Below are 24699 nucleotides of genomic sequence, written 5' to 3'. Positions count from 1 at the left end.
GGGCTTCGGCTCGGCGGTCCGGTACATCCGAACCGCACGCTCACGCAACTCCAGCGGGTACTTCCTCGGGGCAGGCATCGTCTGGGCTCCTCTCGCGAGACCCATCTGACCCCCTGTCACCCATCCCCGCATCTCGGGGGAACCTCAGCCGACATTACCGATATACGAGGCACTTATACCCTGACCGCAGCCGACCGCACCGCGCACGCGGGGCAAGCCGACACCTGTACAGCCTTCACCGGGGAACTGCTGGACTTGATCGGCACGGGGGTCACCGACGGTCCGCCCGTGCTGACCTTCGCGGAGCTGTACCCCCACCTGAGGCACAGGCTGATCGCCCGCAACCTCCCGCACCCCAACCAGCGCGGCACCGACACCGCCAGCAAATGCCCAGTGGCCAAGAACGCAACGGCCATACGCACCGGAGCCCGCGGGGAAGACCAACCGGCCACGGCGAGACCCGCACCTGCCCTGCCCGAGAGGAAGAGACCGGCACGGACTCGACCGACAAGAGACCATGTCCGTTTCGTCTTATCCTCGGCCAGAAGCCGGAAATTCATCACATTCGCTTTACTGGCCGTGGTCTGCGGTTTCCTGGGTTTCTTCAGAATACGCAGTGGCCTGTTGACTCTGGGCCCTTGCCTGGCCGGTTTCGTGGTGTTCCTCAGACTTGCGGTTCGCGCCCCTGTCACCTCCGATCCAAGGCAACCGGGTCGGCCAGAGTGAACTCGCGCGAGCAGCATGCGCGAAGGGTCCGGCGGGCGAGATCCATATTCCTGGCCGTTCTGCTTCCCTTGGTCCTTGCCGCTTCCTTGGCAGGCAATTACGCACTCCACCGGCTCTACCCAGTCCACGGTCCGAGAGAGTTCGGAAGCAACGAGTTCTGGCACTCCATTGCCCTGAGCCCCGATGGGAAGACTCTGGCGGCAGACGGCCCACGCGTTGTCAGGCTCTGGGATATGGCAACTCGCAACAACGTGGCGACTTTGAATGGTGACGACTCGGGTGACCAGATGCCCCTGCTACGGTTCAGTCCCGACGGCAAGAGGCTTGCAGGCGCCACCGGAGGATCGGCGGCCAGCAATTTTAGTATCAACTTGTGGGACCTGAAAACTCACAAGGACACCATCATCAAGGATGATCCGGACCGGCCTTTCCACTACCTGGCGCTGGCGTTCAGTCCCGACAGCAATCTCTTCGCTTTTGTAGAACATTACTGGAATGGTAAAGGTGGCGAAGCAACCGTCATCAAAGTGATGAACATTAGGAGCAACAGATACGTAACTACCATAGGACAGGACGTTGACAGGGTGTATGACGTGGCGTTCAGCTCGGACGGCACGAAGATCAGTGGCATAGATTCCATGGGCGGCGTTCACATCTGGGACGTGAAGAGCGGCCACAAGGCTGCTGCCTCCGGAAGCCGATGGCCGCATCCCTGGCCGGTGGTCACGAAGGACTACACGGTGGAGCTGCGGGATGCCGGATCCGGCAAGCTTCTGCACACCCTTGTCGGCCATACCGACGCCATCACCGATGCGGTGTGGGGCGGGGGTGACGTTCTGGCCACCAGCAGCAGCGACTACTCGATCCGCCTGTGGGACTCGACCACGGGCCGGATGCTCCGCAGCATCACATTGAGTTCTCTCGCGGGCGAGTCTCCGCCCGAGGCCATTGCGCTCGCTCCTGACAACGCCTCCCTCTGCTACGGCTCCACCAAGGACAACAAGCTCTGGCTGCACGAGACCGGGATGGGTGCCTCGTGAATCACGCCTTCCGGGTGACCGTTCAGGACGCCGACGCAGCGATTCTCCAGGACATGGAGGCGATCGCCGGTCCGGACAGCAGACGGGCCATCCCATGAGTCCACCCGGACGAGTGACAGCAACGATTTCAACCCGCCGTCGTGGACATGTAGTCTTTGAATCGTCGCAGTTCAGAGCCGATATGTGAGCTCCTGCGGTCGGTAAAGTCGAGTACTACCGGGCTGCCGTTCTCGTCCAGCCCCAGAGTGTCGATCCGGCCTCGCCCCGCCGCTGCAGCTCCATCTCCAGCGCCACCGTCGTACCTCGGAGCTCGATGTCTCGGCCATCGGTATCCAGCCGGAACAGCTTCAGGTCGGTCACCACTGTCCCCCTCCCATGATCACTACTGCAGGAGCAATCGAAAGCGACGTACAGGTATTTCGGATCCCGGGCGCAAACGCAGGGAGAGTAGGGGGTAACGCCTCTGCACTCCCGGTTCAGCGGTGATCAGCCTCGGCTGTCGCACGCTTGGCGGTCGCCGCTGCGCTGGCAGCTGGAGCGTGCAGTGTGTGTCCAGGTGATCGTTGGTCAGGTGGGATGGAGGTGATCAGGGCATCACGCCCCGGGGTGGATCGCACCGTTCGCCGTCACACCGCTGTTCGGCGTCTTGCACTCCACCGCCCATCGCGTGATCGACGCCCTCGGCCCGCTACTGGCACTGGCCCCGGTCCGGCGCACCAATTCCGATATCGGTGCTGCGCTCACCGTTCGGCCGTCGGCCGCCGACGAGGTCGAGCCGTCAACCGCGTGCACCAGAGCCTCGTAGAGCAGATGCGGGCCGGCGCCGCCGCAACGCCCGCCGAACACCGTGCCCGAGCAGAAGTGCCGCCGTTATCGTCGACCGGTGATCGGCAACCTTGAGACGTTCCAGGACGAGCTGGCCGCCAGCGGGTTTCCGCCGCTGGTCAACAAGCTGGCCGGGGCCGGCTTCCGGGGCCGGATCGCCACCCGCGACCTCGGGCCGCTGCGGCTGGTCTCCCTCGACACGCCGGAGAGCGCCTGCATCGGCCGGGAGCGCGATGCCTCCGACGGCGACAACCTGGCGGTCAAGGTGATGACCTGGGGCCGGACGCGGATCGAGCAAGGGCACGGCGACGCCGAACTCGGGCCGACCGACCTGGTGCTGCTCGATCCCACGCGTACGCTCCGGTTCGAGAGCACCGCCGCGGCGCACGTCACCATCCTGGTTCCGCGCCGGGAGCTGCGGATCCGGCCCGCGGAGCTCGACCGGCTCATCGGCGTACGCATCGACGGCAGCCACGGCCCGGGCGCTCTCGTCTCCGTGCTGGCCAGTGAGGCGGCGCGGTCGGCGACCGGGTTCCGCGAGGCGGAGGCGCTGCGGTCGGCGGCGGCCGTCGTCGAGCTGATCGCGGTCGCACTGGAGGCCCGGCTCGGTGACGAACGACCGGCCCCGGACGAGTGGCTGCGGGACCGGATCACCGGCTACATCGAGGCCCGGCTGGCCGATCCCGATCTGTCCCCGCCCGGTATCGCCGCCGCCCACCACATATCCGTACGCCGGCTGCACAAGCTGTTCGAGGACCAGCCGCTCACCGTCGCGGCCCTGATCCGCCGTCGCCGCCTGGAGCGCTGCCGAGCCGAGCTGACCAGAAGCGGACGTACTGTCACCGCCGTGGCCGCCCGGTGGGGATTCTCCGACCCCACCCATTTCAGCAAGCTCTTCAAGGCGACGTACGGCTACAACGCCCGCGCACTGGTAACCAGCAACCGTGCACAGACGACCAAGACACGCACAGCCGGCCCGGAAAAGGATGGTGGTGACCAAGGCACGCAAGAGCAATAGGAGAAGTCGTGGCGAAGGTAAACATCGTCCGCCCCGGTGAGGGCGAGATCCTCGGCAGCGGGGCACAGCAGATCCGCATCCTGGAGAACGGCGAGCACACCGACCACCGGCTGGGGTTCGCCGAGGTCACCATTCCGCCGGGCACCCCGAGCCCGTTGCAGCATCGCCACGCCCAGCATGACGAGGGCTTCTACGTGCTGGCGGGAACTTTCCGGTTCACCGTCGGCGAGGACCACTACGACGCCGGGCCGGGCACCTGGGTCATCGTGCCGACCGGGGCGCCGCACACGTTCGCCAACGTCGGCGACGACAACGCGGTCATGCTGAACACCTTCACGCCGGACCTGTATGTGCAGTACTTCCGCGACTTCAAAGCCATGATCGATTCCGGGCAGCCCGTCAACGCCGAGACCATGCAACCGCTCTGGAAGAACTACGCCACCGAGATCTCGAACGAATACGCCTCGTGAAGCGCCTTCAGTACGACCGCCACGGCGGCCCGGAGGTGATGCGGCTCGCTGAGTTCGAGCCACCACACCCGGGTCCGGATGAGGTTCTCGTCCGCGTCCGGGCGGCGGCCTCCGGACTGGAAGGTGCGTAACGTCGAGACTGAAGCTGATGACCGGCCGCTCCTTTCCCCGGGCGATGGGGCGCGACTTCGCGGGAGTCGTCGAGGCGGTCGGCGTCGGGCTCACCCGTCTGAAGGCCGGCGACGCGGTACTCTGCGTGGCTCGGTTCCGGCAGGCGGGGGCGTTCGCCGAGATGGTGACGGCCCCGGAGAAGGCGGTCGTGCTCAAACCGGTGGACCTTACGTACGAACAGGCCGCCGTGCTGCCGACCGTGGGCGGGACCGCCTACCAGGCCACGGCGGAGATCCGGCCGAGGCAAGTGGTCTTTCGAACACACCGACCGTGGCCCGGGCGGCAGTCAAGACGGCGCCACGGTCGTCCGGCAGTGTCGTCAGGCGACGCGGCGGATCGGCGGGCACTCCCAGCGTGCGTCGATGACTTCCCGACGCGGCAGGTACATGCGCAGTGCGATGAACCAGATGCCCTGTGCCGGTGTGGGCAGCCAGTTGGACTCCTCGGCAGCCCCCGGGGAATCAGGCTGCAAGCGGATGGTCAGGCTTCCCTCTGCGTCCATGACCAGTCCCTGGGTTCGGTCACCGATGGAGTATCGGCCGATCGAGTTGGGGACCAGGTTCCTGTCCTCACCGTAGACGGTGAGGGACCAGAACGCGTCGACCGGAGGGAGATTTCCCGGCGCGAAGCGCAGTTCATAGCGGCCGGTGGACAGCTTGGCGCCGTCCGCGTCGTGGAAGGCGGCCAGGTAGACCGCTTCCTCGGGATCGTTTGCGGCGACACCGACCAGGGACTGCTCTGCGGCTCGCCGCAGGAAGTCGTCCCCGAACCGTCCCATCTGCGGTGGCGGGTAGCGCCAGCCGTTGACGACATGGGCCCATTCGCCACTGAGCAGTTGCTGTTCGAGCATGGGTACGCCGGTGGCCGCGGCCCGGATCAGGCTCTGCTTGACGGCTTCGGGCTGGGCTTCGACGTCGATCCCGGGACCGATGCCGATCTCTGCGAACTGCTTGAGCAGGACCCCGTGGTGCGGCGGCGGCGGATTCTCGGCCAGCATCGCGTTCAGGGTCTTCCATGGCCCGAGAGGGTCCCTTGCCGCGTCGATCGGTTCCAGCACGTCACGCCGCGCCGGAAGCTGCGCCTCCTTACTGCCGACCAAGTCGACGAGTTGGTCACCCGCAGCCACAGCGACGGCGTCACCGACCTCGCCGCGGCCGCGCTGATCGAGCACGACGCCAAGTTCCTGCTCGTCCGCACGGCGACCGGGGACCTGGACACGCCACCGGCGTGGGACCTTCCGGCCGGCCCTGTTCTGCCCGGGGAAACCGTGGTCGACGGCCTGCACCGCATCCTCGCGCAAGCCCTCGGCTACTCGAACGCGAAGATCACCGCGTTCCTCGGCATCGTCGACGCCGACAACGGCACCCGCACCTTCGTCTTCTCGACCACCGTGGACCAGCCCGACAGCGTCTGCTGGGTCGGCGACATCCCGCACTGCTGGTCCGACAACATCACCATCAGCGACCTGGTCCCCGAGATCAACCACGTCCTTCGCGCCTACTACGCGCTCGACTTTGGCTGACCCTCACCGATCATCGTGGCCCGGCGACCTAACGGTCGCCGGGCCACAAAGCGGTGTCGTCAGGCCTGTGATGCATCCGCGACGGGGAGCCGTTGCGTTTCGCCACCGAAGGGGAGGAAGACAGTGCGGCTGGTGAGGAACCACGCGCCGTCGATCTTGCGGAAGACATCCTCGTAGTGGCCGACGTTCGCCGGGAGCCTGGGCTCGATCATCCCACCTGAATAGCCATCGACCCGGTATGTCGTCAGATACGAGACCGCCCGCGCTGTCGCCTCGGACTCCACCGTGACCAGGATGTTCGTCATCAGACGGCGCGACAGCCTGTCCGCCGGGCGAGAGGCGAAGTAGGCGCGCAGGGCCTCGCGCCCCTCGATGCGCCGGTCCCCGAAAGGCCAGTGCCAGACGCCATCGGGCGTGAACAACTCGGCCACCGAACTCGGGTCGCCGAGGTCAAGGCGGTGGATGAAGTCCACAATGATGCGCTCGCAGGCGCGTTCCGCGAGCATCCGCTCGACCGGGGGCATGATCTTGTCGTCCATACCTCTGTCTATCAGCCCTAACAGGTCCCAGGGCAACGGCTTTTCCGCACCAGCACCGGCAGGGCGCGCTCTTCGCTCCCCACCCTCCCCACTCGATTCACCAGCGGACGAACTGGGGCGAAGATCGGCCGTGGGGATTTTGGCGAAGCCTCATCAGGAGACGACCCGGCCAGCACCGTCCGTCCACACGGTGAGCCTGCTGCCCGCGGGAGAACCCGGGAAGATCTTCGCCTGGCCGGTGTGCACCTTGCCGTCCGCGCCCGTCCAGCGCACGGCAGGTGGTTCTGACCGGCGCCCTTGTGGCTCCGCCGACCGGCGCGACGATCTGGGCGGGCGGATGGCTGATCCGTACGCGGCTCCTTCGGCGGCGCCTGGCCGAGTGGGACGAGGAATGGGAGCAGGTCGGACCCGAGTGGCGGAAGCGGAGCGGGGGCAGAGGTTGATCAGCAACGCCGGAAGGGAGAGGCACGGCAGCAGCAGGCAGGGCAACGGCCAAAGGCTCAGTCCCACGAGGGCTCAGTCCCACGAGGGCTCAGTCCCACGACACAGCGAAGGCCCAGCCCCACGGTCGAGGGAGCTGGGCGGTCGGACGCATCGACGAACGCCGACCGGGTGCGCGCTGAGGGCGTCACCCGGCGTCGGAGCCGACGGCGGTAAGTCGGCAGTCAACGCCCACGATCCCTTCCACACCCTGGACGAGGCGCGCGGCCAGCGGAATCCGTGCGGCGTCCCCGACGCGTCCCGTCAACGTCGCGACGCCCTCGCGGACGATGATGTGCACGGGCTCGACCGGGGCCGGGAAGAGAACGTCGACGATGTCGCGGCGGATCTCGTCCGCCAGGGCGTTGTCGGGACGCAGGAACACCCTCAGCAGATCCGCGCGACTGACCACGCCTTCGAGGATGCCCTCGGCACTCACCACGGGCAGCCGCTTGACATGCCGCAAGGCCATGATCCGTGCCGCCTCGGCGAGCGTGGCGTCTTCGTGGACGGTGACGGCCGGGGTGCTCATCAGTTCCTCGGCGGACACCGCCCCGGCCTTGGCCAGGTCGGTCAGGCGGCGCAGCTGGGTGAACCGGTCCGGGTCGCTGTCCCGGAACTCCTCCTTCGGCAGCAGGTCGGCCTCGGATACCACCCCGATCACCCGCCCGTCGCCCTCCAGCACGGGAAGGGCACTGACCTTCCACTCCTCCATGCGTTCGACGATGTCCTTGAACAGGGCCTTGCGGCCCACCGCGACGACGGCATGCGTCATCACGTCACTTACCCGGTGCGGGCTGCTTTCCATGCTTTCCTCCCGAGGCCGTTCGGCCGGACGGAGCGGGCGGGCGGTCGCAACAGGTCACCGCTGCTGTAAGGGGCGTACAGGTCGAGCAGCCGGACCCGGGTGGCGTGCAGCCGCTGGGCGACCACACAACCCACCCACACCGCTACGGCCCGTCCGAACGCGGGATCCGCGGCGCACATCGCACGCACCGCCTCGGCGTCGAACTCCCAGGCCCGCACCGGGGTCATCGCCTCGGCGCCCAGGTGCCAGATGTGGGGCGGGAAGTGCCAGGACCAGCCGACGAGTTCGCCGTGCCCGAGCGTCTCGACGACGGCCGGCCTGCGGCCGGGCACATGCAGATCGAGGGCGACGGTTCCGGTCCGGACGATCCAGAAACGGTCGGCGTGCCGACCCCCCTCGAACAAGCGAGTCCCGGCCGCGAAGGAGACCTCGCGGGCGAGGCGCATCAGCCGTTCGCGGTGCACGGGCTCAAGTGCCGTGCTCATGATGGTTGCGGAGGTCATCGCGCCGGCTCCCTTCATGGGCTGTCGATCCCAGCGTGCGCGACCTCGGGAGCCGGCACCACGGGCCGCCCGGACCCGGTCGTGGGCCCTTCGGTTCATACCGCGCGGGGTGTCGCCGGGCCGGTGCCCATCCACCCGAACCGAGCCGGTGCCGCATACCCGAAAGAGCCGCCCTGGCCCTTTGTCAGGCCTCTTCGGCCCATGCGCCCCACCCGCCGGTCCACGCACGCTGGACACACCCGCAGTGGAGGGAGAACGATCATGAGCGTCTCCACGCGCATCGCCGTCATCGCGGTCGGTGACCCGTCCCGGCACGACGAGGGGGTGGGCAGGGCAGTGCTGTCCCGCCTGCGCGAGCGGGCGCTGGAGAGGCCATTGCCGCCGGGTACCGTACTCGTGGAGTGCGACCTCGATCCGGGACGGCTGATCCGGCTGTGGGACCACACGGATCTGACCGTCGTCCTGGAGGCCGCGCGCACCCGACCGGGGAACCCCGGCCACGTCCACCGCCTGGAGCTGGGCGCCCGCCAACTGGACCGGCCGAATGCCATGGTCGCACGCGGACTCGGTGAGGCCGTCGAGGTGGCCTGGGAGGTGAAGCGGCTGCCCGGTCATTTGGTGGCGTACGCCGTCGAGGCCGCCGACACCTCGCTCGGACCGGGACTGTCCCCACCCGTCAACGACGTGGTGGACCTGCTCGTGGAGCGAGTCGAGGACGAGATCGTCCGGCACAGGGTCACCGCGGCGCGTGGGGCCGTGGCCCACCAGGGCCGATCGGCCCCGATGCGGCGGTAATCGCGAGGAGTCCGAGCCCATGACAACCGCCCTGGACGACTCCGCCGGGTCCCGGCCGGCCGTACGGCCCCGCCCCGCGCTGCTCACCTTCCTCGGCGGCGTGGGCACGGTCACCGGCAGCAAGTTCCTGGTCGAGAGCGACCATGCCCGGATCCTGGTCGACTGCGGCCTCTTCCAGGGCCTCGCCGACCTTCGCCGACGCAACTGGCGCGGCCTGCCCTGCGACGCGGGGGACATCGAGGCCGTCGCGATCACGCATGCCCACCTGAACCACTGCGGCTACCTGCCGCGGCTGGTCCGCCACGGTTTTCGCGGCCGGGTCGTGACGACGGAGTTCAGCGCCCGCCTCATGGAGATCGTGCTACGGGACAGCGCGAAGCTGCAGATGGAGGCCGCTCAGCACGCCAACGAGCACGGCTGGTCCAGGCACCGGCCCGCCAAACCCCTGTACGACGGCTCCGACGTGGACCGCACCCTCAAGCTACTCGATCCCGTACCGACCGGCACGAAGACCGACCTGGCCACCGGAACCCGGCTGACGCCACCGCCGGCCACATCCTCGGCTCGGCTTGGGCACGCCTCACCCTGGAGGACGGTCACGCCCTCGCTGTCAGCGGCGACCTCGGCCGCCCCGGCCACCCCCTCCTGCTCCCGCCGGAGCCCTTTTCTGGCGCAGACGTACTGCTCATGGAGCCGACGTACGGCAACCGGCAGCACGAGCCGGAGGCGGGCCGGGCCCGGTTCGCCGGTGTGCTGAACCGGACGCTCGCCCGCGGCGGCACCGCCGTCATCCCGGCGTTCGCCCTGGACCGCACCGAGGTCGTCCTGCACGAACTCGCCGAACTGCGCCGTGCGGGCCGCCTGCCGGCCTCCGTCCCCGTCTACGTCGACAGCCCCATGGCACTGGCCGCGCTGGACGTCTACCGGGACGCCGTCCTGACCCGAGCTCCGGAACTCCGCCCCGAGATCACCGCGGAGGGCGGTGTCGCGCTCAGGCCCGAGCCGTTCCTCGCCGTGCGCACCGTTCAGGAATCCATCGACATCAGCCGCTCCGGCGGCCCGGCGATCATCGTCTCCGCCTCGGGCATGGCCACTGGCGGTCGTGTCCTGCACCACCTGCGCCGCATTCTGCCCGATCCGCGCAACTCGGTCGTCGTCGTCGGCTTCGCCGCGCAAGGCACACGCGCCCGGGACCTCGTCTACGGAGCCCGGGTGCTGAAGATGTTCGGCGAGTACGTTCCGGTCAGGGCGACGGTCGCCGACGTACCGCACTTCTCGGCGCATGCCGATGCCGGCCAGATCATCGGCTGGCTGCGCGACGCCCCAGCACCACATACGACGTACCTGGTGCACGGCGAACCGGACGCGGCCGCGGCACTCCGAGACCGTATCGACCGCCAACTGGGCCGGACGGCGGTCGTACCGCGCTCCGGGGAGCATGTGCTCGTCCGCTGAGCACGACGCGACGGGACCCGGCCGGTCCAGGCGCCATGCCCACACCATGAGGCGACCCACCCCGGTAGAGGGCCGCCGCGTCCAATCCGCGGGGCCGCCCGGCCCAATGGCCCGATGAGGTGGACCGCACAGCCAGCGCACGGACCGCCCCGGTCTGTCCAGGACTTCTCACAACCGGCGCAGCCAGTCGTCGGCCACCCCGTGCGCGGCCGGCCCGGCGGGCTGTCCGTGCCTGTCGTCGAAGCGGTAGGTGAGGTCGTCGACCACGTCCACGACACCGTCGATGCGACGAGTCATGGCGACGGCGACGGCGGCATCGCTGTGGCGTTCCAGTTGCCCGGACAGAGTGACCACACCTTCGCAGACCGCCACGTCCACGGTGTGCGGGGTGAGCCAGAGTGCGTCGGCGAGCACCTCGCGCTGTACCGCCCGCCGGATCTCGTCGTCGGTGCGCAGGAAGACCTGGAGCAGATCGCGGCGGGTGACGATGCCGACGAGCCGGTCCTCCTCGTCGACCACCGGCAGACGTTCGACGCCGTGCCGAGTCATCAGCCGGGCGGCCTCCGGCAAGCAGGCTTCGGCACGCACGGTTACCGCGGGTGCCGACATGATTCCGCCGGCCGTACGAGCCCGGCTGCGTGCGGAGCTCTCGCGTGTACGGCGGCGGAGCTTGCACGCCCAGACGTCGAGGCGGCCACCGGATTCACCCGACCGTGCCTGGCGCTGCATCAGATCGGTCTCGGAGACGACTCCGATGACCTTGTCGTCCTCGTCGATCACGGGCAGCCCGCTGATGCCGTGTTCACGCAAGAGGCGGACGACGTCCTTGAACGGGGTGCCGTACTGCGCGGTGACGACGTCGTTGCTCATGACGGCACCGATCTTCGTTGGCTTCATGGCTGTCTTCCTTTGCGAAGGTCGTGGCCCGGTCAGCGCAGTCGGCGCAGGTACGGGTCGTGGGGTCGGCGCGGAACCAGCCGTACGCGAGCGTCGAGGGTGGTGACGCCGTGTGGGCCGGCCAGCACAGGGTTGAGGTCGGCCTCCGCCAGCTGGGGAAGGTCCGCGGCCATCCGGGAGAGGCGGTGCAGGAGTTGCTCCAGGGCGCCGAGGTTGACGGCAGGGCTGCCGGCATAGCCGTACAGCAGGGGAGCGCAGCGCGGGGAGGTGAGCAGGTCGTGCACGTCGAGGTCGGTGAGCGGGGCGAGGCGGGCGGCGTGGTCGGCGAGCAGTTCGGTCGCCGTACCGCCCAAGCCGAACACCACGAGGGGGCCGAAGACCTCGTCCTGGACGAGTCCGGCGAACAGTTCGGTGCCGCGTTCGGCGAGCGGCTGGACGACCACTCCGGTCATCCGGTCACCGAACCGGGTGACCAGATCGCGATGGGCGGCCCTGACCTGTGAGGCGTTCTGCAGGTCGAGGTGGAGGGCGTGTTGCTCGCTCTTGTGCACCAGACCCGGCCAGTAGGCCTTCATGACCACCCGTCCGTCAGGTCCGGCGATCCGTTCGGCCGCTGCGACCGCCTCATTCCCGTCCCGGGCCCACGCCCAAGGAATCTGTCGGATGCCGTAGTAGCCCAGGAGCACAGCCGTGGTCTGAGGGTCGAGCCAGCCGCCCTCCGGATGGGCCTCCAGGTAGGCAGTAGCCAGGTCCTTCGCGCGTACGGTCTCCACGTCCGGCAACTTCGGTACGGCGCTCGGCTGCCGGGCGAGCCAGTCGGCGCGGGCTGCGGCGTGGGCCAGTGCGCGGGCGGCGTCCTCGGCGTCGGAGTATGCGGGCACGGTGCCCTTGCCGGCGGTAGGCAGCAGCTCGACGCGGGCCGCTTGAGCGGGAAGCACCGCGACGACGGGGCGGGCGAGCGAGCCGGAGGCCCAGGTCAGGGCGCGTACCAGGTCTTCTCCGGTGGCCGTGGCGACCGCCGTGGGGACCAGGCTCACGAGGACGGAGTCGACTGCGCCGTGCCGGGCCAAAAGGCCAATGCACGCCTCCAGCTGCTCCTCGCCGACAGCCGCCGCGACGTCCACGGGATTGCTTGCGGTGGCGCCGCCGGGCAGCAGGGCGAGGAGTTCGTCCACAAGGTCGGCGGCGAGCCGCGGTACCACGAGTCCGGCGTCCACGCACGCGTCGGCGGCCAGGACGCCGATCCCGCCCGCGTTGCTGACGACGGCGACCTTAGTTCCGTGAGGCAGCGGCTGGGCATGCAACAGGGCGGCGGTGTCCAGGAGTTCACCGATGGTGCGGGTGGCGGTGATGCCGGCTTGGGTGAACAGGGCTTGCCGGGTCATGGTCGGGGTGGCCGCCGCCGCGGTGAGCGAGGCTGCGGCCCGCCGTCCGGCCTCGGACCGTCCCGCGTCCACGGTCAGCACCGGTATCGCTCGTGCCACCCGGCGGGCGGTGCGCGAGAAGGCGCGGGGATTACCGAAGGACTCCAGGTGCAGCAGCGCCAGGTCGGTGTGCCCGTCGCTCTCCCACCACTGGAGCATGTCGTTACCGCTGACGTCGTACTTGTCGCCGAGCGAGACGAAGGTCGACACGCCGATGCCGAGCCGGGCCAGCCCGTCCAGCAGCGCGATACCGAGGCCCCCGGACTGTACGGCGACACCGGCGGTGCCGGGCCCGGGGTGCCGGGCGGCGAAGGTGGCGTCCAGGTGGACGTCGTTCTCCGTGTTCGCCAGGCCCAGGCAGTTCGGGCCGACAAGCCGCATGCCGTGGCGTCGGCACGCGTCGATCAGGGCGTGACTCTGGTGCGTGCCCAGGCCCGCGGACACCACGAGCAGGGCGTGTATGCCGGCTCTCCCGCATTCCTCGGCCACCTCGGCAACGGCTGCGGCGGGTACCGCGATCACGGTCAGGTCTGGCACCTGTGGGAGGTCGGCGACGGACCGGCAGGCGTGTACCCCGGCGATCGCGGCAGCCTCCGGATGCACGGCGAACAGCCGCCCGGTGTAGGAACCGTCGTCGATGTTCCGCAGGATCGCGCGCCCGACGGACCCCGGTTTGCGGCCTGCGCCGATCACCGCGACGGTGCCGGGGCGCAGCAACGGCCGTAGGCTGGCGATGTCGGCCAGCCCGCCTCGGGACTCTACGGCGTTCAAGTAGGTTTCGTCCTCGGTGAGATCGACCGTGCAGTGCACCTCGGGTCCGTCGAAGTGACGGGTGACGCGCAAGCCCAGGTCGTGGAAGACCTTGAGCACGCCGTGGTTCTCGGCCAGGGCGTCGGCGCTGAACGCGGTGATGCCCGCCGTGCGTGCGGCGTCCGCGAGGTGTTCCAGCAGGAGGGTGGCCACACCGCGGTGGTGCCAGTCGTCGGCCACGGCCAGCGAGATGTCCGCCGTGCTGCCGCCTGGCAGGACCTCGTACTCGGCCAGCCCCACGAGCCGCCCGTCGTACTCGGCGGCCAGCGCGCGGTATCCGGAGCGTTCGCCCCCGGCCACCCGCTCGGCGGCCTGCCGGGCTGAGGCGGGATTGACGGAGAAGAACCGCAACCGCAGGTTCTGAGGTGACATCCCCTCGTACAGCCGCTGCACTGCCTGCCGATCTGCCGGACCCGCCTGCCGTAGGCGGACGGTGGTTCCGTCGGCGAGCAGGGCATAGGCCGGGGCTTCCTGGACGCCGGTCATCACGAACTCTCCCTCCGGAGGATCCCGCGTTCAGCGTCCGGCGACGGGCCACGGCCGCACAGGGGCTGACCGGGCACCGCGCGGGCCGAATGGCCCTCCGGGGCGGAGCTCTCCGGCACGAACCCCTGTCGGATCTCACTGGGCCAGCGAGAAGTAGCTCTCCTCCTCCTGCGTGAAGTGCAGGCGCAGGACGGTGTGCAGTCCGTACAGGCAGGAGCGCAGGTCGTCGAGCTGGCCGGGGGACAGGCCGCCTTCGGCGCAGGCCAGCTGCAGGTGGGTGGCGATGCGGCGGGAGAGGCGTTCGATCTCGGTGTGGGCCCGGCTCATGGTGGCCGTGGCCTCCGAGCCGCCGAGAGCGGGGGCGAGGGCGGGGTAGAGCTCGTGCTCCTCGGCGTACTCGTGAGGCAGCAGGCGATCGGTGAGCAGCCTGTGTGCCTCCTCGACGGCCGCCAGAGCCTGCGGTCCGGGTCCGTCGGAGAGGCGGTCAGCCGCGCTGTGCACCGCTTCGAGCACATCCTGAAGATCGTCGTGTTCCGAGGCGAAGCGTTGGATGAGCGCCTCCGTGGCGGGTGCCAGTGCCGGCTGTGTGACCTGGTCCGTACGCAGCGCGCGCAGGGCGTTCAGGATGACCGCCACGTCGATGGCCTCCTGGAGGAGGGCGCCGCCGGCGGGTGGTAGCAGGCCGAAGGCGGCTGCGGCCATCGCGACCAGGGACATCGCCATCCCGCCCAGGGCGCTCTGCACGGCGATCCGCCGGGCCCGTACGGCGATGAACACGGCGTCGGCGAGCCGGTCCACGCGATCGGTGGTCAGCACGATGTCAGCGGCCTCCGAGGAGGCGGTGGAGCCGCGGGCACCCATCGCCACACCGATGTCCGCGGCGGCCAGCGCGGGGGCGTCGTTCACACCGTCGCCCACCATGACGGTGACCGCGCGTTCGCGTTCGGCCCGTACCACGGCGACCTTGCCGGCCGGGTCGAGCCCGGAGCGGACGTCGTCCAGGCCGAGGACGGCGCCCACCTCACGGGCTGGCTCCGCGCGGTCGCCCGTCAGCATCAGCAGCCGCTCGATGCCCGCGCCCCGCAGGTGGCGCAGGGTGCGCGGGGCGTCGGGGCGGAGCGGATCCCGAAGCAGCACCGCACCAACCGAACGAGCGTCGACGGTCAGCCAGGCCACGGCAGCACCGTCGAGAAGCGCCCGGTTGTCCACCGCCCTCGCCCAGGACAGGCGGGCGCCGGACGCGTCGATGCGGCCGACGGACAACCGGTGCCCGTCCACGGTGCCTGAAGCACCTCGACCAGGTTTCTCCGTGACCTCGGACGGCACCGACAGGACCAGTTTCCGCTCCTGCGCGGCGCCGACGATCGCCTCGGCCAGGACATGCGGGGAGTACTGGTCCAGCGACGCGGCCAGCCTCAGCACCTCCGCAGGCCGCCACCCCGGTGCGGCGACCACGTCCAGGACGCGAGGGCGGCCGCGGGTGAGGGTGCCGGTCTTGTCGAGCAGCAGGGTGCGGGCCCGGCCCAGGTTCTCCAGGGCGCCGCCGTCCCGCATGACGACTCCCAGGCGTGAGGCGCGGGAGATCCCCGAGACGATGGCCACCGGTGCGGCCAGCAGCAGCGGACAAGGGGTGGCGACCACCAGCACCGCGACCGCTCGGACCGCCGAGCCGCTGAGCAGCCAGGCCAGTCCCGCCACCGCGAGGGTGAGGGGAAGGAACCACGCCGCGTAGCGGTCGGCCAGCCGGACCACGGGTGCCGATTCGGCCCCGGCCTGCCTGGCGAGTCGCACGATTCCGGCGTAGGTGCTGTCCTGCTCGGTTGCCGTGGCCCGCAGCTCGAAGGCGCCGCCGGCGTTGACCACCCCACTACGGACCATGTCACCCGCCGCCCGTTCGACGTGCAGGGACTCGCCGGTGAGCACAGACTCGTCGAGGCTGGCCACGGAATCCGCCACCTGCCCGTCGATCGGGACAACCTCGCCAGGACCCACGACGAGCAGGTCACCTACAGCGACTTCGGCCAGCGGAACCGTGGCGACGCCAGCCGCTGTCCGGCGGCGTGCTGAGCGGGGCGCGTGCTCCAGCAGGGCACGCAGATCGTGCGAGGCTCGCCGCCGGGCTGCTGCCTCAAGGGTACGACCGGTGGCCAGCATCAGCGCGATCAGCGCACCGGCCAGGTACTCATGGACGGCGAGGGTGCCACCGAGAGCGAGAACCGCGATCAGGTCGACGCCCGCACGGCCGTGACGAAGTGCGGCGAGCACCCAGCCCACCGCTGGTAGGACCGCGGCCAAGGTACCCAGACCCCACAGGAGGTCGGCGAGACCCTCGTCACCGGCGAGCCAGGCAGCACCCCCCGCGGTCAGGGCCGCTGCCGTGACGGCCAGGAAGGCGGGCTCCAGCCGTGCCGAGGCAACGGCCACGGTCAGAGAGCGCAGCCGGGTGATGAAGGCGGAGCGGTTCATGGCCACCTCTGTCCGTCCGACATTGCTGCCTGAGGCCTGACCCCCGTCCATCACATCCCGGCGCGCCGGCCCCGCGACAGGGGACGTATGGCCCTGCCACCAGGGCCATACCAACCCTGTTCGCGCCATCGCGGTCGTCCGCTGCGACACGCCCCTGAGCACACTCGAATGCGATGAGGGCCCATCGGTCCCTCGCGTTGGCCTCACCGGCTCATGACGTGCTCGGTGGCCCGAGCGAACGTAAGGAGCGGGCACTTCGAAAGCAGCAGGCACCGGGCGCACTGTTCCCGGCGTCCCAAAGGGGATGAGTCACCCTCATGTTCTGGTACGACCACGATGTCAGCGGATGGGGCTGGTTCGCCATGTCCGCCGGCATGATCTTCTTTTGGGCCGTGATCATCGCCTTGGGCGTCCTCCTGTACCGCGCGTTGGCGAGGCCAGGAGTGAGCAGCGACCGTGCCGACAGCCGGCCGCTCGAACCCACCCCTGAGCAGATCATTGCCGAACGCTTCGCCCGAGGCGAGATCGACGAGGACGAGTACCACCGCCGCCTGACCGTCCTGGCGAAAGCCACTCGCGACGTTCCTCGCCCCGGTCGGCACTGATCGGGAGGAGACAGCCGTGGACGAGAGGCCTTCCGTGGGCGCCATGATGAACAGGAGCCGTGATCGATCAGTGGGGACAAGACTGAAGGTTGACAGCCATACGCCCGCAGGGCGTCACGATCAGGGGTTCAGCCTTCGATGTGATACCGACTTTGAGATACGACCGCCTGGCGGATCTTGGTGGTGAAGCCGGCGGTACGGGCGATGCGATCGACTCCGCCAGCCTTGCTGCGGCGCAGGACGCCCTTGAAAGTCTGCTCGAGAGTGCCCGTCATGCGGGACATGAGGTCGTCACTCAGGTGATCGAGATCGATGTTCAGAAGGTCCCTCGGCGTGGGCTGCCGTAGCCGTGTGAGGGTGTACGCCGACATTGCGGCGAGTGGGTGGAGCCAGTTCTCCACAGAGTCGCCCAGCAGCGGTCGGTCTTCCCCGTACCGGGCCAGGAAGGTCCGCAGCCGGGTGTGGACGTCGAGGCAGAGACGGTAGATGTCCAGGTCTTGGCGTGGCGAGAAGATCCGGGCGTAGTGCTGGTCGTCGAGGAGCAGAGCGTCCGAGTGCCGTAGCGCGGTGTGTGGCTCGCGCAGGACGAAAGCGGTGAACTCGCGTGCGAGCCGGGCCATGCTGACGACGCGGTCGAGTGGAAAGCCGAGGTTGCGGTAGTAGCCGGCACGGCGCTCGTAGTAGTAGCCGCCCGCATGGTTGAGGCTTTCCTCGATGTCCTTCTGGATGGATTCGGTTGCTCGCAGGGCGCCGGCCGGCAGTTGGGTCTGGCTGTTGGTCGCCCGGATGATGCGATCACGAGCGGTGCCGGACTCAGGCGCTACCACGATTTTGACCAGGAGGGACCGGTCGCGGTGATGGCCGCCGTTCTGGAAGTGGCTGTAGATCTCATGGCTGGTTTGCAGCCCGTTGACGATCTGTGGCTAGTTCGCCGGGGGCGACATGGCGGCAAACCACGGTCTTGGTCCGGTCGTAGACGATCACGCCGGGCACCCCGCCGTAGTGCGCGAGCCCCCGGCGGTGGCATTCCCGGAACGCCGCCAGGTTCCGATAGAAACCGCCCTGCCTATCGTCTCCTGCGTGTCGCAGTGGGTCGATCCGGCGGACCGCATCGACTTCTGGGAGGAACACGACCGACAGGCTCTGGTGGGCTTGACCTGCTCGTCGTACTCGCAGGAGAGCCTGCTGGCCACGGAGACGAACGTCGAGCCGGGCGACCTGCGGCTGGCAGAGATCGCCGGCAACGAGCACGTCATCGAACGGACCCCACGGACCCGTCAGACCCTGCCGGAGGACTCGATCTTCGTCACGCTGCCGACAGCAGGCTGCGGGGTGTTCTTCCACGAGGGCGGCTGCGTCACCCTGCAGACGGGTGACCTGATCCTCTACGACATGCGGCGGCCCTCTCTGTTCGGGTTCCCCTCTCCCATGCGGCAGCTGCTGGTGGACATCCCCCGTGAGGTGTTCGCCGCGCAATGTGCCCCCGGCGAGGTGTCCGCGCCGATACTGCTCGGCAGGGGTCGGCGGCCGAAGGTGCGCACACTTCCGCACTGGAGGCGGTACTGGCCGACTGAGTGACGGGGGAGGGCGGCGAGGACTCGGTCAGCACCCATGCCACCGTGCTGGACCTCGTCCGTACGCTGGCCGCACCGAGGCTTGGGGGTTCCGCGCCGCCCGCCATGCTCTCCCAGCTGGCGGTGGCCGAGGACTGCACAGCCCGGCACCTTGCCGACCCCGGGCTGAGCTCGGGGCGGGTCGCGGAGGCGATCGGAGTGTCCGCGCGGCACCTCAGTCGTATCTTCCAGCCGACCGGGGTGAGCCCCTCCCAGTACGTTCTCGAACAGCGGCTCGGCAAGGCACGGCAGGTGCTCGCCGATCCCGGCTCCCGGCACCTGACGACCGCCGAAGTCGCCCACTGCTGGGGCTTCGCCAGCCAGGCCCACTTCACCCGGGTCTTCCGGAGCCGTTTCGGCCGCACCCTGGGGGAAACGCGTCCGTTCATCCCCTAGAACTGCGGCTGCGGCGCGTCGGGGCTGGAGATCCCTCCCGAAGGGCGCAGGCACGCACCTCCATCTCGAACAGGTAGTCCAGGGTGAGACGGCTCCAGTGGGGTTGCATGGCTCATCCAGCAGCTTCGTCGAGGCGCCGTCGGTTGTGGCTGCGTCGGGGTGTTGCCTGTTGATGTCCGGGCCAGATCGCTGCAGGCCCTGCACGGACTGTCGGATCTCAAGACGCTTCAGGAACCGCGATGACCTGCACGGGAAGGTCGCCTGCGGGCTGGGCCTGCATGGCCTGGCGACCAGCCACTGCGGGCCTGCTTCCGCTGCCTCGACCGCTCGGCCCGGCCAAGCGCGGTGGGGCAGGTGGGCGGAGGCCATCGGCTCGTGCGGGGTAGTGGGCGGCGGAGACCGCCGCTTGTCACCGCCTGGCCGTGTCGTCGCTCTCTCCGGGGGCCCGCGGCGGTGAGGTCGTGGTGAGGGACCAGCACCGCCGCCCGTTTCGGGATGGCCTGCTACCTGATGCGGACCTCGGCGAGTTGGAGGCGGTACTTGGTGGTCTCGTCGGAGGCGGGCTTGCCGAGCTTCGTGGCGGTGAGGCGTAGGTAGCGGCCGGTGGCGGCGGTGATGGTGTAAGTCTGCGCGGCTCCGCCAGGGTTGGGTTCGGCGGTGATGGTGCGGGCGGTGGTGTAAGTGGTGGATCCGTCGGGTCGGGTCTGGATGGTGAAGTCGACGGGGAAGCCTGCTGTGCCGCCGCCGGCTGCGCTGGTGTCCGTGCGGGGGTGCAGGGTTACGGAGCCGATGGCCCGGTCGGCGCCGAGGTCGATCTCGACCCACACCGGTGTGACGCTGACGTCGGCGGAGGGGAAGTCGATGCTGGTGAAGCCCTTGGCGCCGGTCACGCTGGTGAGGGTGCCGTCGAGGACTCGTGTCTTGCCCCAGTCACCGTTCTCCAGCGTGTAGTTGGCGTTGACGGTGGTCGCGGCGGTGGGGACGGTGACTTCGGCGAGCTGGAGGCGGTACTTGGTGGTCTCGTCGACGGGAGGGGTACCGAGCTTGGTGGCTTGCAGGCGGACGTAGCGGGCGGTCGTGGTTGTGAAGCCGTACGTCTGCACGAGCCCGCCCGGGTTGGGCTCGGCGGCGATCGTGCGGGCGGTGGTGTAGGTGCTCGCCCCCTCCGGGCGGGTCTGGATGGTGAAGTCCACGGGAAAGCCCGCCGTGCCGCCGCCGACCGCCGGGGTGTCCGTGCGCGGGAAGAGCCGTACGGCGTCGAGGTCGGTGTCGGCGCCGAGGTCGATCTCCACCCAGACGGGGTTCCCACTGACGTCGGCGGAGGGGAAGTCGTTGCTGGTGTAGCCCTTGGCGCCAGTCACGCTGGCGAGCTTGCCGTCGGTGAGCCGGTTCTTGCTCCAGTCGCTGTTCTCCAGGCTGCTGTTGCTGGTGACGGGCCTGCCCAGGGCGAGGTTGTCGAGGCGGCCGGCGCCGGTGACCGTGAACGTCCATGTGCCCGGTTGGAGGGTGAAGTAGACGCATGAGGGGTCCTTGCTCGCGTAGCTGAGACCCGAGACGCTGCCGGTGGAGGCGCCGCCCGTGAAGACGGTCGTTCCGTTGGCCTTGATGACCGGTGAGGACCCGCGGTACGTCGGAACACCTACTCGCGCGGTCGTCGCACCCGGGGAGGTGAGGGTCAGGGTGACCTGGTCGCCGTCGCGGGTGATGCCGAAGCGGATGTCGCCCTTGACGGTCGGCGTGACCGTGTTGATCTTCGTGAGGGTGCCGGTCTGCGGGATGACGTCGTACGTCTCCCAGCCGGGCTTGGTGGGACGGACGCCGGCGGCGTAGGCGGACAGGGTGTACAGGGGGCCGCCGTTCCAGGCGTGGTTGTCGGTGCCGCCAGACTTGTCCCATATTTCCCACAGGGTGTAGCAGGTGGGATCGGCGACCTGGGCGGCGTAGCGGTTGCGCATCCGCTCCTCGGCGACGGTGGCCGCTCCCATGAGGTAGAGCGCTTCGAGGACGTAGAACTCCATGTACGGGCTGGCGTTGAGGTGGGTGCGTAGCACCTCGGTGATCGCCCGGTGGCGGGAGGCGGGCGCGAGGCCGGCGACGACGGCGAGGCCGTTGGCGCGGTCATCGGTGTCGCCGGTGTAGCCGGGGGAGCGGTACTCGTTGCTTGAGGTGTCCCAGAGGACGCGGTCGAAGTTGGCCTTGACGCTGTCGCGTTTGGCCTGCCAGGCGGCGACGTCGCCGCTGTTGCCGCTGAGGCCGGCGAGGGTGATGGCCGTGTCGAGGGCCAGGTAGTACCAGCAGTTGTCCAGTACGCGGGCGTCGATGTTGCTGCCCCAGTCCTCCCAGTCCCAGTCCCCGGCGCGGTGACTGACCAGACCGGCCGAGTCCAGGCTCCACAGGTTCAGGTACGCCTTCACCGCCGGGTAGGCGCCGGATACGGCGTCGGCGTTGCCCGTGTAGAGGTGGTACGTGCCGAAGGACCACACCGAGGCGAGCATCTGGACGGGCAGTTCGGCGGTCCAGATGGTGGACGGGATCGGCGAGTAGAGCACACCGCCGGGCTTCTGCCAGGCCGTCAGCTGGGCGATGGCCTTGGCACCGAGCGCGTGGGAGCGTGTGTCGAAGGTGTAGAAGCCCTCCTTGAGCTGGTTGACCACGTCGCCCCACCACTGGGCGCGCTCGCGGGTGGGGCAGTCCATGTAGTTGTCGCGCATGTTGACGTACATCGTGCGCGCCGCCTTGCCCCACAGGGTGTCGAAGAAGGCCTCGTTGCTGCTGAACGATCCGGCGAAGTCGGTGTCGTAGCCGGACTCCCGGTACTTCAGATCCAGGATGGTGACGCCCGTGGGGATCGTGTATTTCACCGCCGTGCCGCTCATCCAGGCCAGCGCCTCGAACTGCTGGACCCCGCCCGCGCAGACGTAGGTGGCGCGCATGTTGTTCTCGGCCCCGGGTGTGAGGCCGGTCAGGCCGTCCCCGTCGGCGTAGTGGTCGGTCTGCATGCCGATCATCGTGCCGGCCGGCGCGTCCACCTTCAGATACGGCGTGACCTGGAGGTTCGATGGCAGGGTGGCTGTGATGGCGGTGGCGCCCCGTCCCGTGGACGGCAGCGACGACGCATTGGCGTAGGACTTCAGTCCCGAGTACCGGAACTGTGGGACCGGCCGCCGGACGAGATCGTTCCAGGGCGCGGCCCCGGCGGCTCCGAAATCGGTGGGGGCGCTCCACGCGCTGTCGTCGAAGCCGGCCGACTCCCAGGCGGCCATGGCGGTGGCATTGCGGGCGTCGTAGTAGATGTTCGACTCGGGCAGGCGGAAGTTGACCTGGGTGCCGCTGGTGTTGTCGGAGTAGCCCGGGTGGAGGGTGTGCTTCCAACTGGTGTCGCTGACCACCCGGGTCGTGGTGGAACCGGTGGTGATGTCGGACTGGAACAGCAGACCGCCCTTGCCGCTGCTGCTGTGCGAGAAGCCCTGCTTGCCGAAGTACCACACCAGCAGCGCCACCGTGTTGCGGCCGCTCGTGAGGTAGGGCGCCACGTCGATCTCGTCGTAGTAGGTGCCGGTCCGGTCGGGGCCGCGTTTGAGCTGCCCGTCGAAGACCACGAGCGTGCCGTTGACCCACAGCCAGTACTTGGAGTCCGCCGCGATCTGCGTCACCGCCTTCGACGGCGCGGAGCCCAGGGTGAACGATCTGCGGAACGCCACCCACTGGTTCGTCGAACTGGACGGAGCCCAGATCCACTTCGCGGTCCAGGAGTCGGCGGCCGACGCCACGGGAGCGAGCCCCGGCAGAAGCCCCGAGCCGAGGGTGGGCGCGAGCGCCACGGCTATGGCCGAGCGCAGGGCAGACCGGCGCGTTACGGAGGACATGCGGGCTCCTACTGTGGATGTGCGGTGCAGGCGGGGAGGGCAGGCGTCCTGGAGATCAGAGAAAGAGAGGTCTGTGGGCCGCGCTGTTTTGAATCGTTTCATTACCGTGTTTGCAGCGGGAATTCTTTGCCGCCGCGTGAGGGGCTGTCAAGGCCCGTGCGGCCGGTATCCGGCAGGGGAGGGGTCCTGCAGCGCCAAGAGCGGTTTCATTGCTTGCCCAGTAGGGGCCAACCGGGCCCGCAGCAAGAGTGGGACGGGAATGGTCGGAGTGGGCATGGAGCAACTCCCGTGCGGCAGGACTTCGTCGGCGGTGGTCCGCGCCAAGGACGTCGACAGCTGGCCGAGGTGGAACTCCGCGCTGTCGTTCGTCAGGCGGCCGAGGACGGCCTTGCGGTGAAAGCGGTGGGGAGCGGCCACTCTTTCGCAGCAGTCGCCGCCACCGACGGCGTGTTGATCCGTCCCGACTGAGGACACTGAACGCCGCGCTCGCCCGGGAAGGCCTTTCGCTCACGAACTTGGGCGACATCATGGAGCAGACTGTCTCCGGTGCGACCAGCCAACGGCCGTTGGCGATCAGTGCCAGGACCGGCCACCAGCCGCTGCGACGACTGCGAGCTTTCCTTCTGCCGGCTTCTGACGCAGCGCCCGGCCGATGGCCTGGACGATGTCGTGCGGAGCGCCTTGGGGCACGCGGGTCGTCGTACGGTGACCCGCTGACCGACGAGGGGGTGTCCGGCGCGGCCGGGCATCCGCCTCCCGGCGGGATCGCGCCGATCTACGATGACGTGGTGAACTTCCTTATGGTGCCGGGCGGTTGGCAGGGCGGCTGGGTGTTCGACGCGGTGGCCGCCGAACTGCACCGGGACGGTCATCACGTCGAGGCGGTGACCCTGTCGGGTCTGGAGCCGGACGCCCCGGCCGCCGCGGACCGTCCGCCGAATCTGGACGACCACATCGCGCAGGTGGCCGGGATGGTCGAGGGGAGCGACGGATCGCCACTCGCTTTGTGCGGGCACAGTTACGCCGGTCTGGTGATCGCCGGTGTCGCGGACCGGCTCGGCGACCGGCTCGCCCAGCTCGTCTTCATCGACGCCTACGTTCCTGACGACGGCGACTCGTGCTGGTCGCTGACCAGCGACGCGTTCCGGGAGCTGTTCGTGGCCGGCGCGCGGGGCGACGGCCGGTGGGTCGCGGTCCCGGACGGTCTCGATCCTCGTGCGCGCCCGCACCCGATGGCGAGCTTCGTCCAGTCGGTCAGGCTGGAAGGCCGCACCGGCGGCACGTACGGCCGGACGTACATCAGCGGTGGCCCGTGGGCGGGCAGCCCGTTCGTGTCGCTCACCGAACGGCTGCGCGCCGACCCCGGGTGGCGGGTCCACGAGATTCCGGTCGGCCACAACATCGCCCGCCGTGACCCGCACGGCCTCGCGGCCGTCCTCGGCGCACTGCCTCCGGGGCCGGCCTGAACAGCGGAGGCTCCGCTGAGGGGTCCGCTTCGCGCATGTGGAGGTGTCCCGGTCGTCCAGACCATGCAGCAGCTCTCCGCCGTGTCCGCTCCGCGCATGCGGAGGTGTCACGCCGCAGTGAGATTGGTCGGCGGGGTGGGCCTGGGGTGGGAGGGCGGCAGATCACCAACTTGAGGTTCCCCCGAGATGCGGGGATGGGTGACAGGGGGTCAGATGGGTCTCACGAGAGGAGCCCAGACGATGCCTGCCCCGAGGAAGTACCCGCTGGAGTTGCGTGAGCGTGCGGTTCGGATGTACCGGACCGCCGAGCCGAAGCCC

At 69.2% G+C, this 24699-nt stretch carries 20 protein-coding genes and 3 pseudogenes; 13 read left to right on the top strand and 10 right to left on the bottom strand.

The features are described 5' to 3' along the window. Positions 1-959: 959 nt before the first annotated feature. Positions 960-1766, top strand: a complete 807-nt coding sequence (locus AB0958_RS38830) for a hypothetical protein (protein ID WP_366895178.1) — start codon at positions 960-962, stop codon at positions 1764-1766. Between the two features lie 213 nt (positions 1767-1979). Here the strand turns inward: AB0958_RS38830 and AB0958_RS38825 are convergent, their stop codons facing one another. Then, positions 1980-2126 (bottom strand): hypothetical protein, encoded by a 147-nt coding sequence (locus tag AB0958_RS38825; RefSeq protein ID WP_366895177.1) that lies wholly within the window; start codon positions 2124-2126, stop codon positions 1980-1982. A gap of 265 nt (positions 2127-2391) precedes the next feature. Here AB0958_RS38825 and AB0958_RS38820 point away from each other — a divergent pair. From AB0958_RS38820 to AB0958_RS38810, 3 genes and pseudogenes are all read left to right on the top strand, one after another. After that, positions 2392-2481, top strand: a pseudogene (locus tag AB0958_RS38820) (IS5/IS1182 family transposase); the annotation flags it as partial. A 168-nt stretch (positions 2482-2649) separates the two neighbouring features. After that, positions 2650-3609, top strand: coding sequence for a helix-turn-helix domain-containing protein (locus AB0958_RS38815; RefSeq protein WP_366895176.1), 960 nt, complete (start codon positions 2650-2652; stop codon positions 3607-3609). An 8-nt stretch (positions 3610-3617) separates the two neighbouring features. After that, a complete protein-coding gene (locus AB0958_RS38810; RefSeq protein ID WP_366895175.1) occupies positions 3618-4079 on the top strand; it encodes a cupin domain-containing protein in 462 nt (153 codons plus the stop codon). A 490-nt stretch (positions 4080-4569) separates the two neighbouring features. On the opposite strand, the gene AB0958_RS38805 is transcribed toward AB0958_RS38810, so the two are convergent. Then, positions 4570-5421, bottom strand: a complete 852-nt coding sequence (locus AB0958_RS38805) for a DUF1214 domain-containing protein (RefSeq protein WP_366895174.1) — start codon at positions 5419-5421, stop codon at positions 4570-4572. On the opposite strand from AB0958_RS38805, the gene AB0958_RS38800 reads away from it, so the two are divergent. Beyond that, positions 5359-5772: an NUDIX domain-containing protein gene (locus AB0958_RS38800; protein ID WP_366895173.1), complete on the top strand. Its 414-nt coding sequence runs from the start codon at positions 5359-5361 to the stop codon at positions 5770-5772. The genes AB0958_RS38805 and AB0958_RS38800 overlap by 63 nt on opposite strands. Before the next feature lie 59 nt (positions 5773-5831). On the opposite strand, the gene AB0958_RS38795 is transcribed toward AB0958_RS38800, so the two are convergent. From AB0958_RS38795 to AB0958_RS38785, 3 genes and pseudogenes are all read right to left on the bottom strand, one after another. Further along, positions 5832-6311, bottom strand: a complete 480-nt coding sequence (locus AB0958_RS38795; RefSeq protein WP_366895172.1) for a nuclear transport factor 2 family protein — start codon at positions 6309-6311, stop codon at positions 5832-5834. Positions 6312-6939: 628 nt separating this feature from the next. Next, positions 6940-7599, bottom strand: a complete 660-nt coding sequence (locus AB0958_RS38790) for a CBS domain-containing protein (RefSeq protein WP_366895171.1) — start codon at positions 7597-7599, stop codon at positions 6940-6942. 53 nt (positions 7600-7652) lie between these two features. Next, positions 7653-8102: pseudogene (locus tag AB0958_RS38785) on the bottom strand (cyclic nucleotide-binding domain-containing protein); the annotation flags it as partial. A gap of 261 nt (positions 8103-8363) precedes the next feature. Here AB0958_RS38785 and AB0958_RS38780 point away from each other — a divergent pair. From AB0958_RS38780 to AB0958_RS38770, 3 genes are read left to right on the top strand one after another with little or no spacing between them, the layout of a single operon-like run. Next, a complete protein-coding gene (locus AB0958_RS38780) occupies positions 8364-8897 on the top strand; it encodes a hydrogenase maturation protease (RefSeq protein ID WP_366895170.1) in 534 nt (177 codons plus the stop codon). 19 nt (positions 8898-8916) lie between these two features. After that, complete coding sequence (locus tag AB0958_RS38775; protein WP_366895169.1) at positions 8917-9654, top strand: MBL fold metallo-hydrolase; 738 nt, start codon at positions 8917-8919, stop codon at positions 9652-9654. Continuing rightward, the gene (locus AB0958_RS38770) at positions 9585-10352 is read left to right on the top strand and encodes an MBL fold metallo-hydrolase (protein ID WP_366895168.1); all 768 of its coding nucleotides are present in this window, start codon (positions 9585-9587) and stop codon (positions 10350-10352) included. Before AB0958_RS38775 ends, AB0958_RS38770 begins: the two co-directional genes overlap by 70 nt. 168 nt (positions 10353-10520) lie before the next feature. On the opposite strand, the gene AB0958_RS38765 is transcribed toward AB0958_RS38770, so the two are convergent. The 3 genes from AB0958_RS38765 to AB0958_RS38755 form a co-directional block, all read right to left on the bottom strand. Further along, positions 10521-11249: a CBS domain-containing protein gene (locus AB0958_RS38765; protein WP_366895167.1), complete on the bottom strand. Its 729-nt coding sequence runs from the start codon at positions 11247-11249 to the stop codon at positions 10521-10523. 32 nt (positions 11250-11281) lie between these two features. Next, the gene (locus tag AB0958_RS38760) at positions 11282-13969 is read right to left on the bottom strand and encodes a GNAT family N-acetyltransferase (protein WP_366895166.1); all 2688 of its coding nucleotides are present in this window, start codon (positions 13967-13969) and stop codon (positions 11282-11284) included. A gap of 135 nt (positions 13970-14104) precedes the next feature. After that, complete coding sequence (locus AB0958_RS38755) at positions 14105-16435, bottom strand: heavy metal translocating P-type ATPase (protein ID WP_366895165.1); 2331 nt, start codon at positions 16433-16435, stop codon at positions 14105-14107. Between the two features lie 317 nt (positions 16436-16752). On the opposite strand from AB0958_RS38755, the gene AB0958_RS38750 reads away from it, so the two are divergent. Next, a complete protein-coding gene (locus AB0958_RS38750; RefSeq protein ID WP_366895164.1) occupies positions 16753-17040 on the top strand; it encodes an SHOCT domain-containing protein in 288 nt (95 codons plus the stop codon). Positions 17041-17168: 128 nt separating this feature from the next. Here the strand turns inward: AB0958_RS38750 and AB0958_RS38745 are convergent, their stop codons facing one another. Beyond that, on the bottom strand, positions 17169-17957 hold the full coding sequence (locus AB0958_RS38745) for an AIPR family protein (protein ID WP_366895180.1): 789 nt from the start codon (positions 17955-17957) through the stop codon (positions 17169-17171). 163 nt (positions 17958-18120) lie between these two features. Here AB0958_RS38745 and AB0958_RS38740 point away from each other — a divergent pair, with 163 nt between their 5' ends. Both AB0958_RS38740 and AB0958_RS38735 read left to right on the top strand, forming a co-directional pair. Continuing rightward, positions 18121-18618 (top strand): hypothetical protein, encoded by a 498-nt coding sequence (locus tag AB0958_RS38740; protein WP_366895163.1) that lies wholly within the window; start codon positions 18121-18123, stop codon positions 18616-18618. Then, positions 18615-19049, top strand: a complete 435-nt coding sequence (locus AB0958_RS38735; RefSeq protein WP_366895162.1) for an AraC family transcriptional regulator — start codon at positions 18615-18617, stop codon at positions 19047-19049. Before AB0958_RS38740 ends, AB0958_RS38735 begins: the two co-directional genes overlap by 4 nt. Before the next feature lie 503 nt (positions 19050-19552). Here AB0958_RS38735 and AB0958_RS38730 read toward each other — a convergent pair. Further along, complete coding sequence (locus AB0958_RS38730) at positions 19553-22915, bottom strand: discoidin domain-containing protein (protein WP_366895161.1); 3363 nt, start codon at positions 22913-22915, stop codon at positions 19553-19555. A 288-nt stretch (positions 22916-23203) separates the two neighbouring features. Between AB0958_RS38730 and AB0958_RS38725 the strand changes: the two are divergent. Continuing rightward, positions 23204-23472 (top strand): annotated as a pseudogene (locus AB0958_RS38725) (FAD-linked oxidoreductase); the annotation flags it as partial. 231 nt (positions 23473-23703) lie between these two features. Beyond that, complete coding sequence (locus tag AB0958_RS38720; protein WP_366895179.1) at positions 23704-24381, top strand: alpha/beta hydrolase; 678 nt, start codon at positions 23704-23706, stop codon at positions 24379-24381. Positions 24382-24699: the final 318 nt, after the last annotated feature.

This window comes from Streptomyces sp. NPDC006655, from assembly GCF_040703965.1.
Classification (GTDB): domain Bacteria; phylum Actinomycetota; class Actinomycetes; order Streptomycetales; family Streptomycetaceae; genus Streptomyces.
Note: the sequence above shows the minus strand (reverse complement) of the source record. Positions and strands in the feature narration are given on the sequence as shown.

Bases quoted from the DNA above. Each gene is read 5' to 3' on its own strand.
- AB0958_RS38830 (WP_366895178.1), top strand. From the start codon at position 960: ATGGCAACTCGCAACAACGTGGCGACTTTGAATGGTGACGACTCGGGT.
- AB0958_RS38795 (WP_366895172.1), bottom strand. From the start codon at position 6,311: ATGGACGACAAGATCATGCCCCCGGTCGAGCGGATGCTCGCGGAACGC.
- AB0958_RS38790 (WP_366895171.1), bottom strand. From the start codon at position 7,599: ATGGAAAGCAGCCCGCACCGGGTAAGTGACGTGATGACGCATGCCGTC.
- AB0958_RS38780 (WP_366895170.1), top strand. From the start codon at position 8,364: ATGAGCGTCTCCACGCGCATCGCCGTCATCGCGGTCGGTGACCCGTCC.
- AB0958_RS38775 (WP_366895169.1), top strand. From the start codon at position 8,917: ATGACAACCGCCCTGGACGACTCCGCCGGGTCCCGGCCGGCCGTACGG.
- AB0958_RS38770 (WP_366895168.1), top strand. From the start codon at position 9,585: ATGGAGCCGACGTACGGCAACCGGCAGCACGAGCCGGAGGCGGGCCGG.
- AB0958_RS38765 (WP_366895167.1), bottom strand. From the start codon at position 11,249: ATGAAGCCAACGAAGATCGGTGCCGTCATGAGCAACGACGTCGTCACC.
- AB0958_RS38760 (WP_366895166.1), bottom strand. From the start codon at position 13,969: ATGACCGGCGTCCAGGAAGCCCCGGCCTATGCCCTGCTCGCCGACGGA.
- AB0958_RS38755 (WP_366895165.1), bottom strand. From the start codon at position 16,435: ATGAACCGCTCCGCCTTCATCACCCGGCTGCGCTCTCTGACCGTGGCC.
- AB0958_RS38750 (WP_366895164.1), top strand. From the start codon at position 16,753: ATGTTCTGGTACGACCACGATGTCAGCGGATGGGGCTGGTTCGCCATG.
- AB0958_RS38730 (WP_366895161.1), bottom strand. From the start codon at position 22,915: ATGTCCTCCGTAACGCGCCGGTCTGCCCTGCGCTCGGCCATAGCCGTG.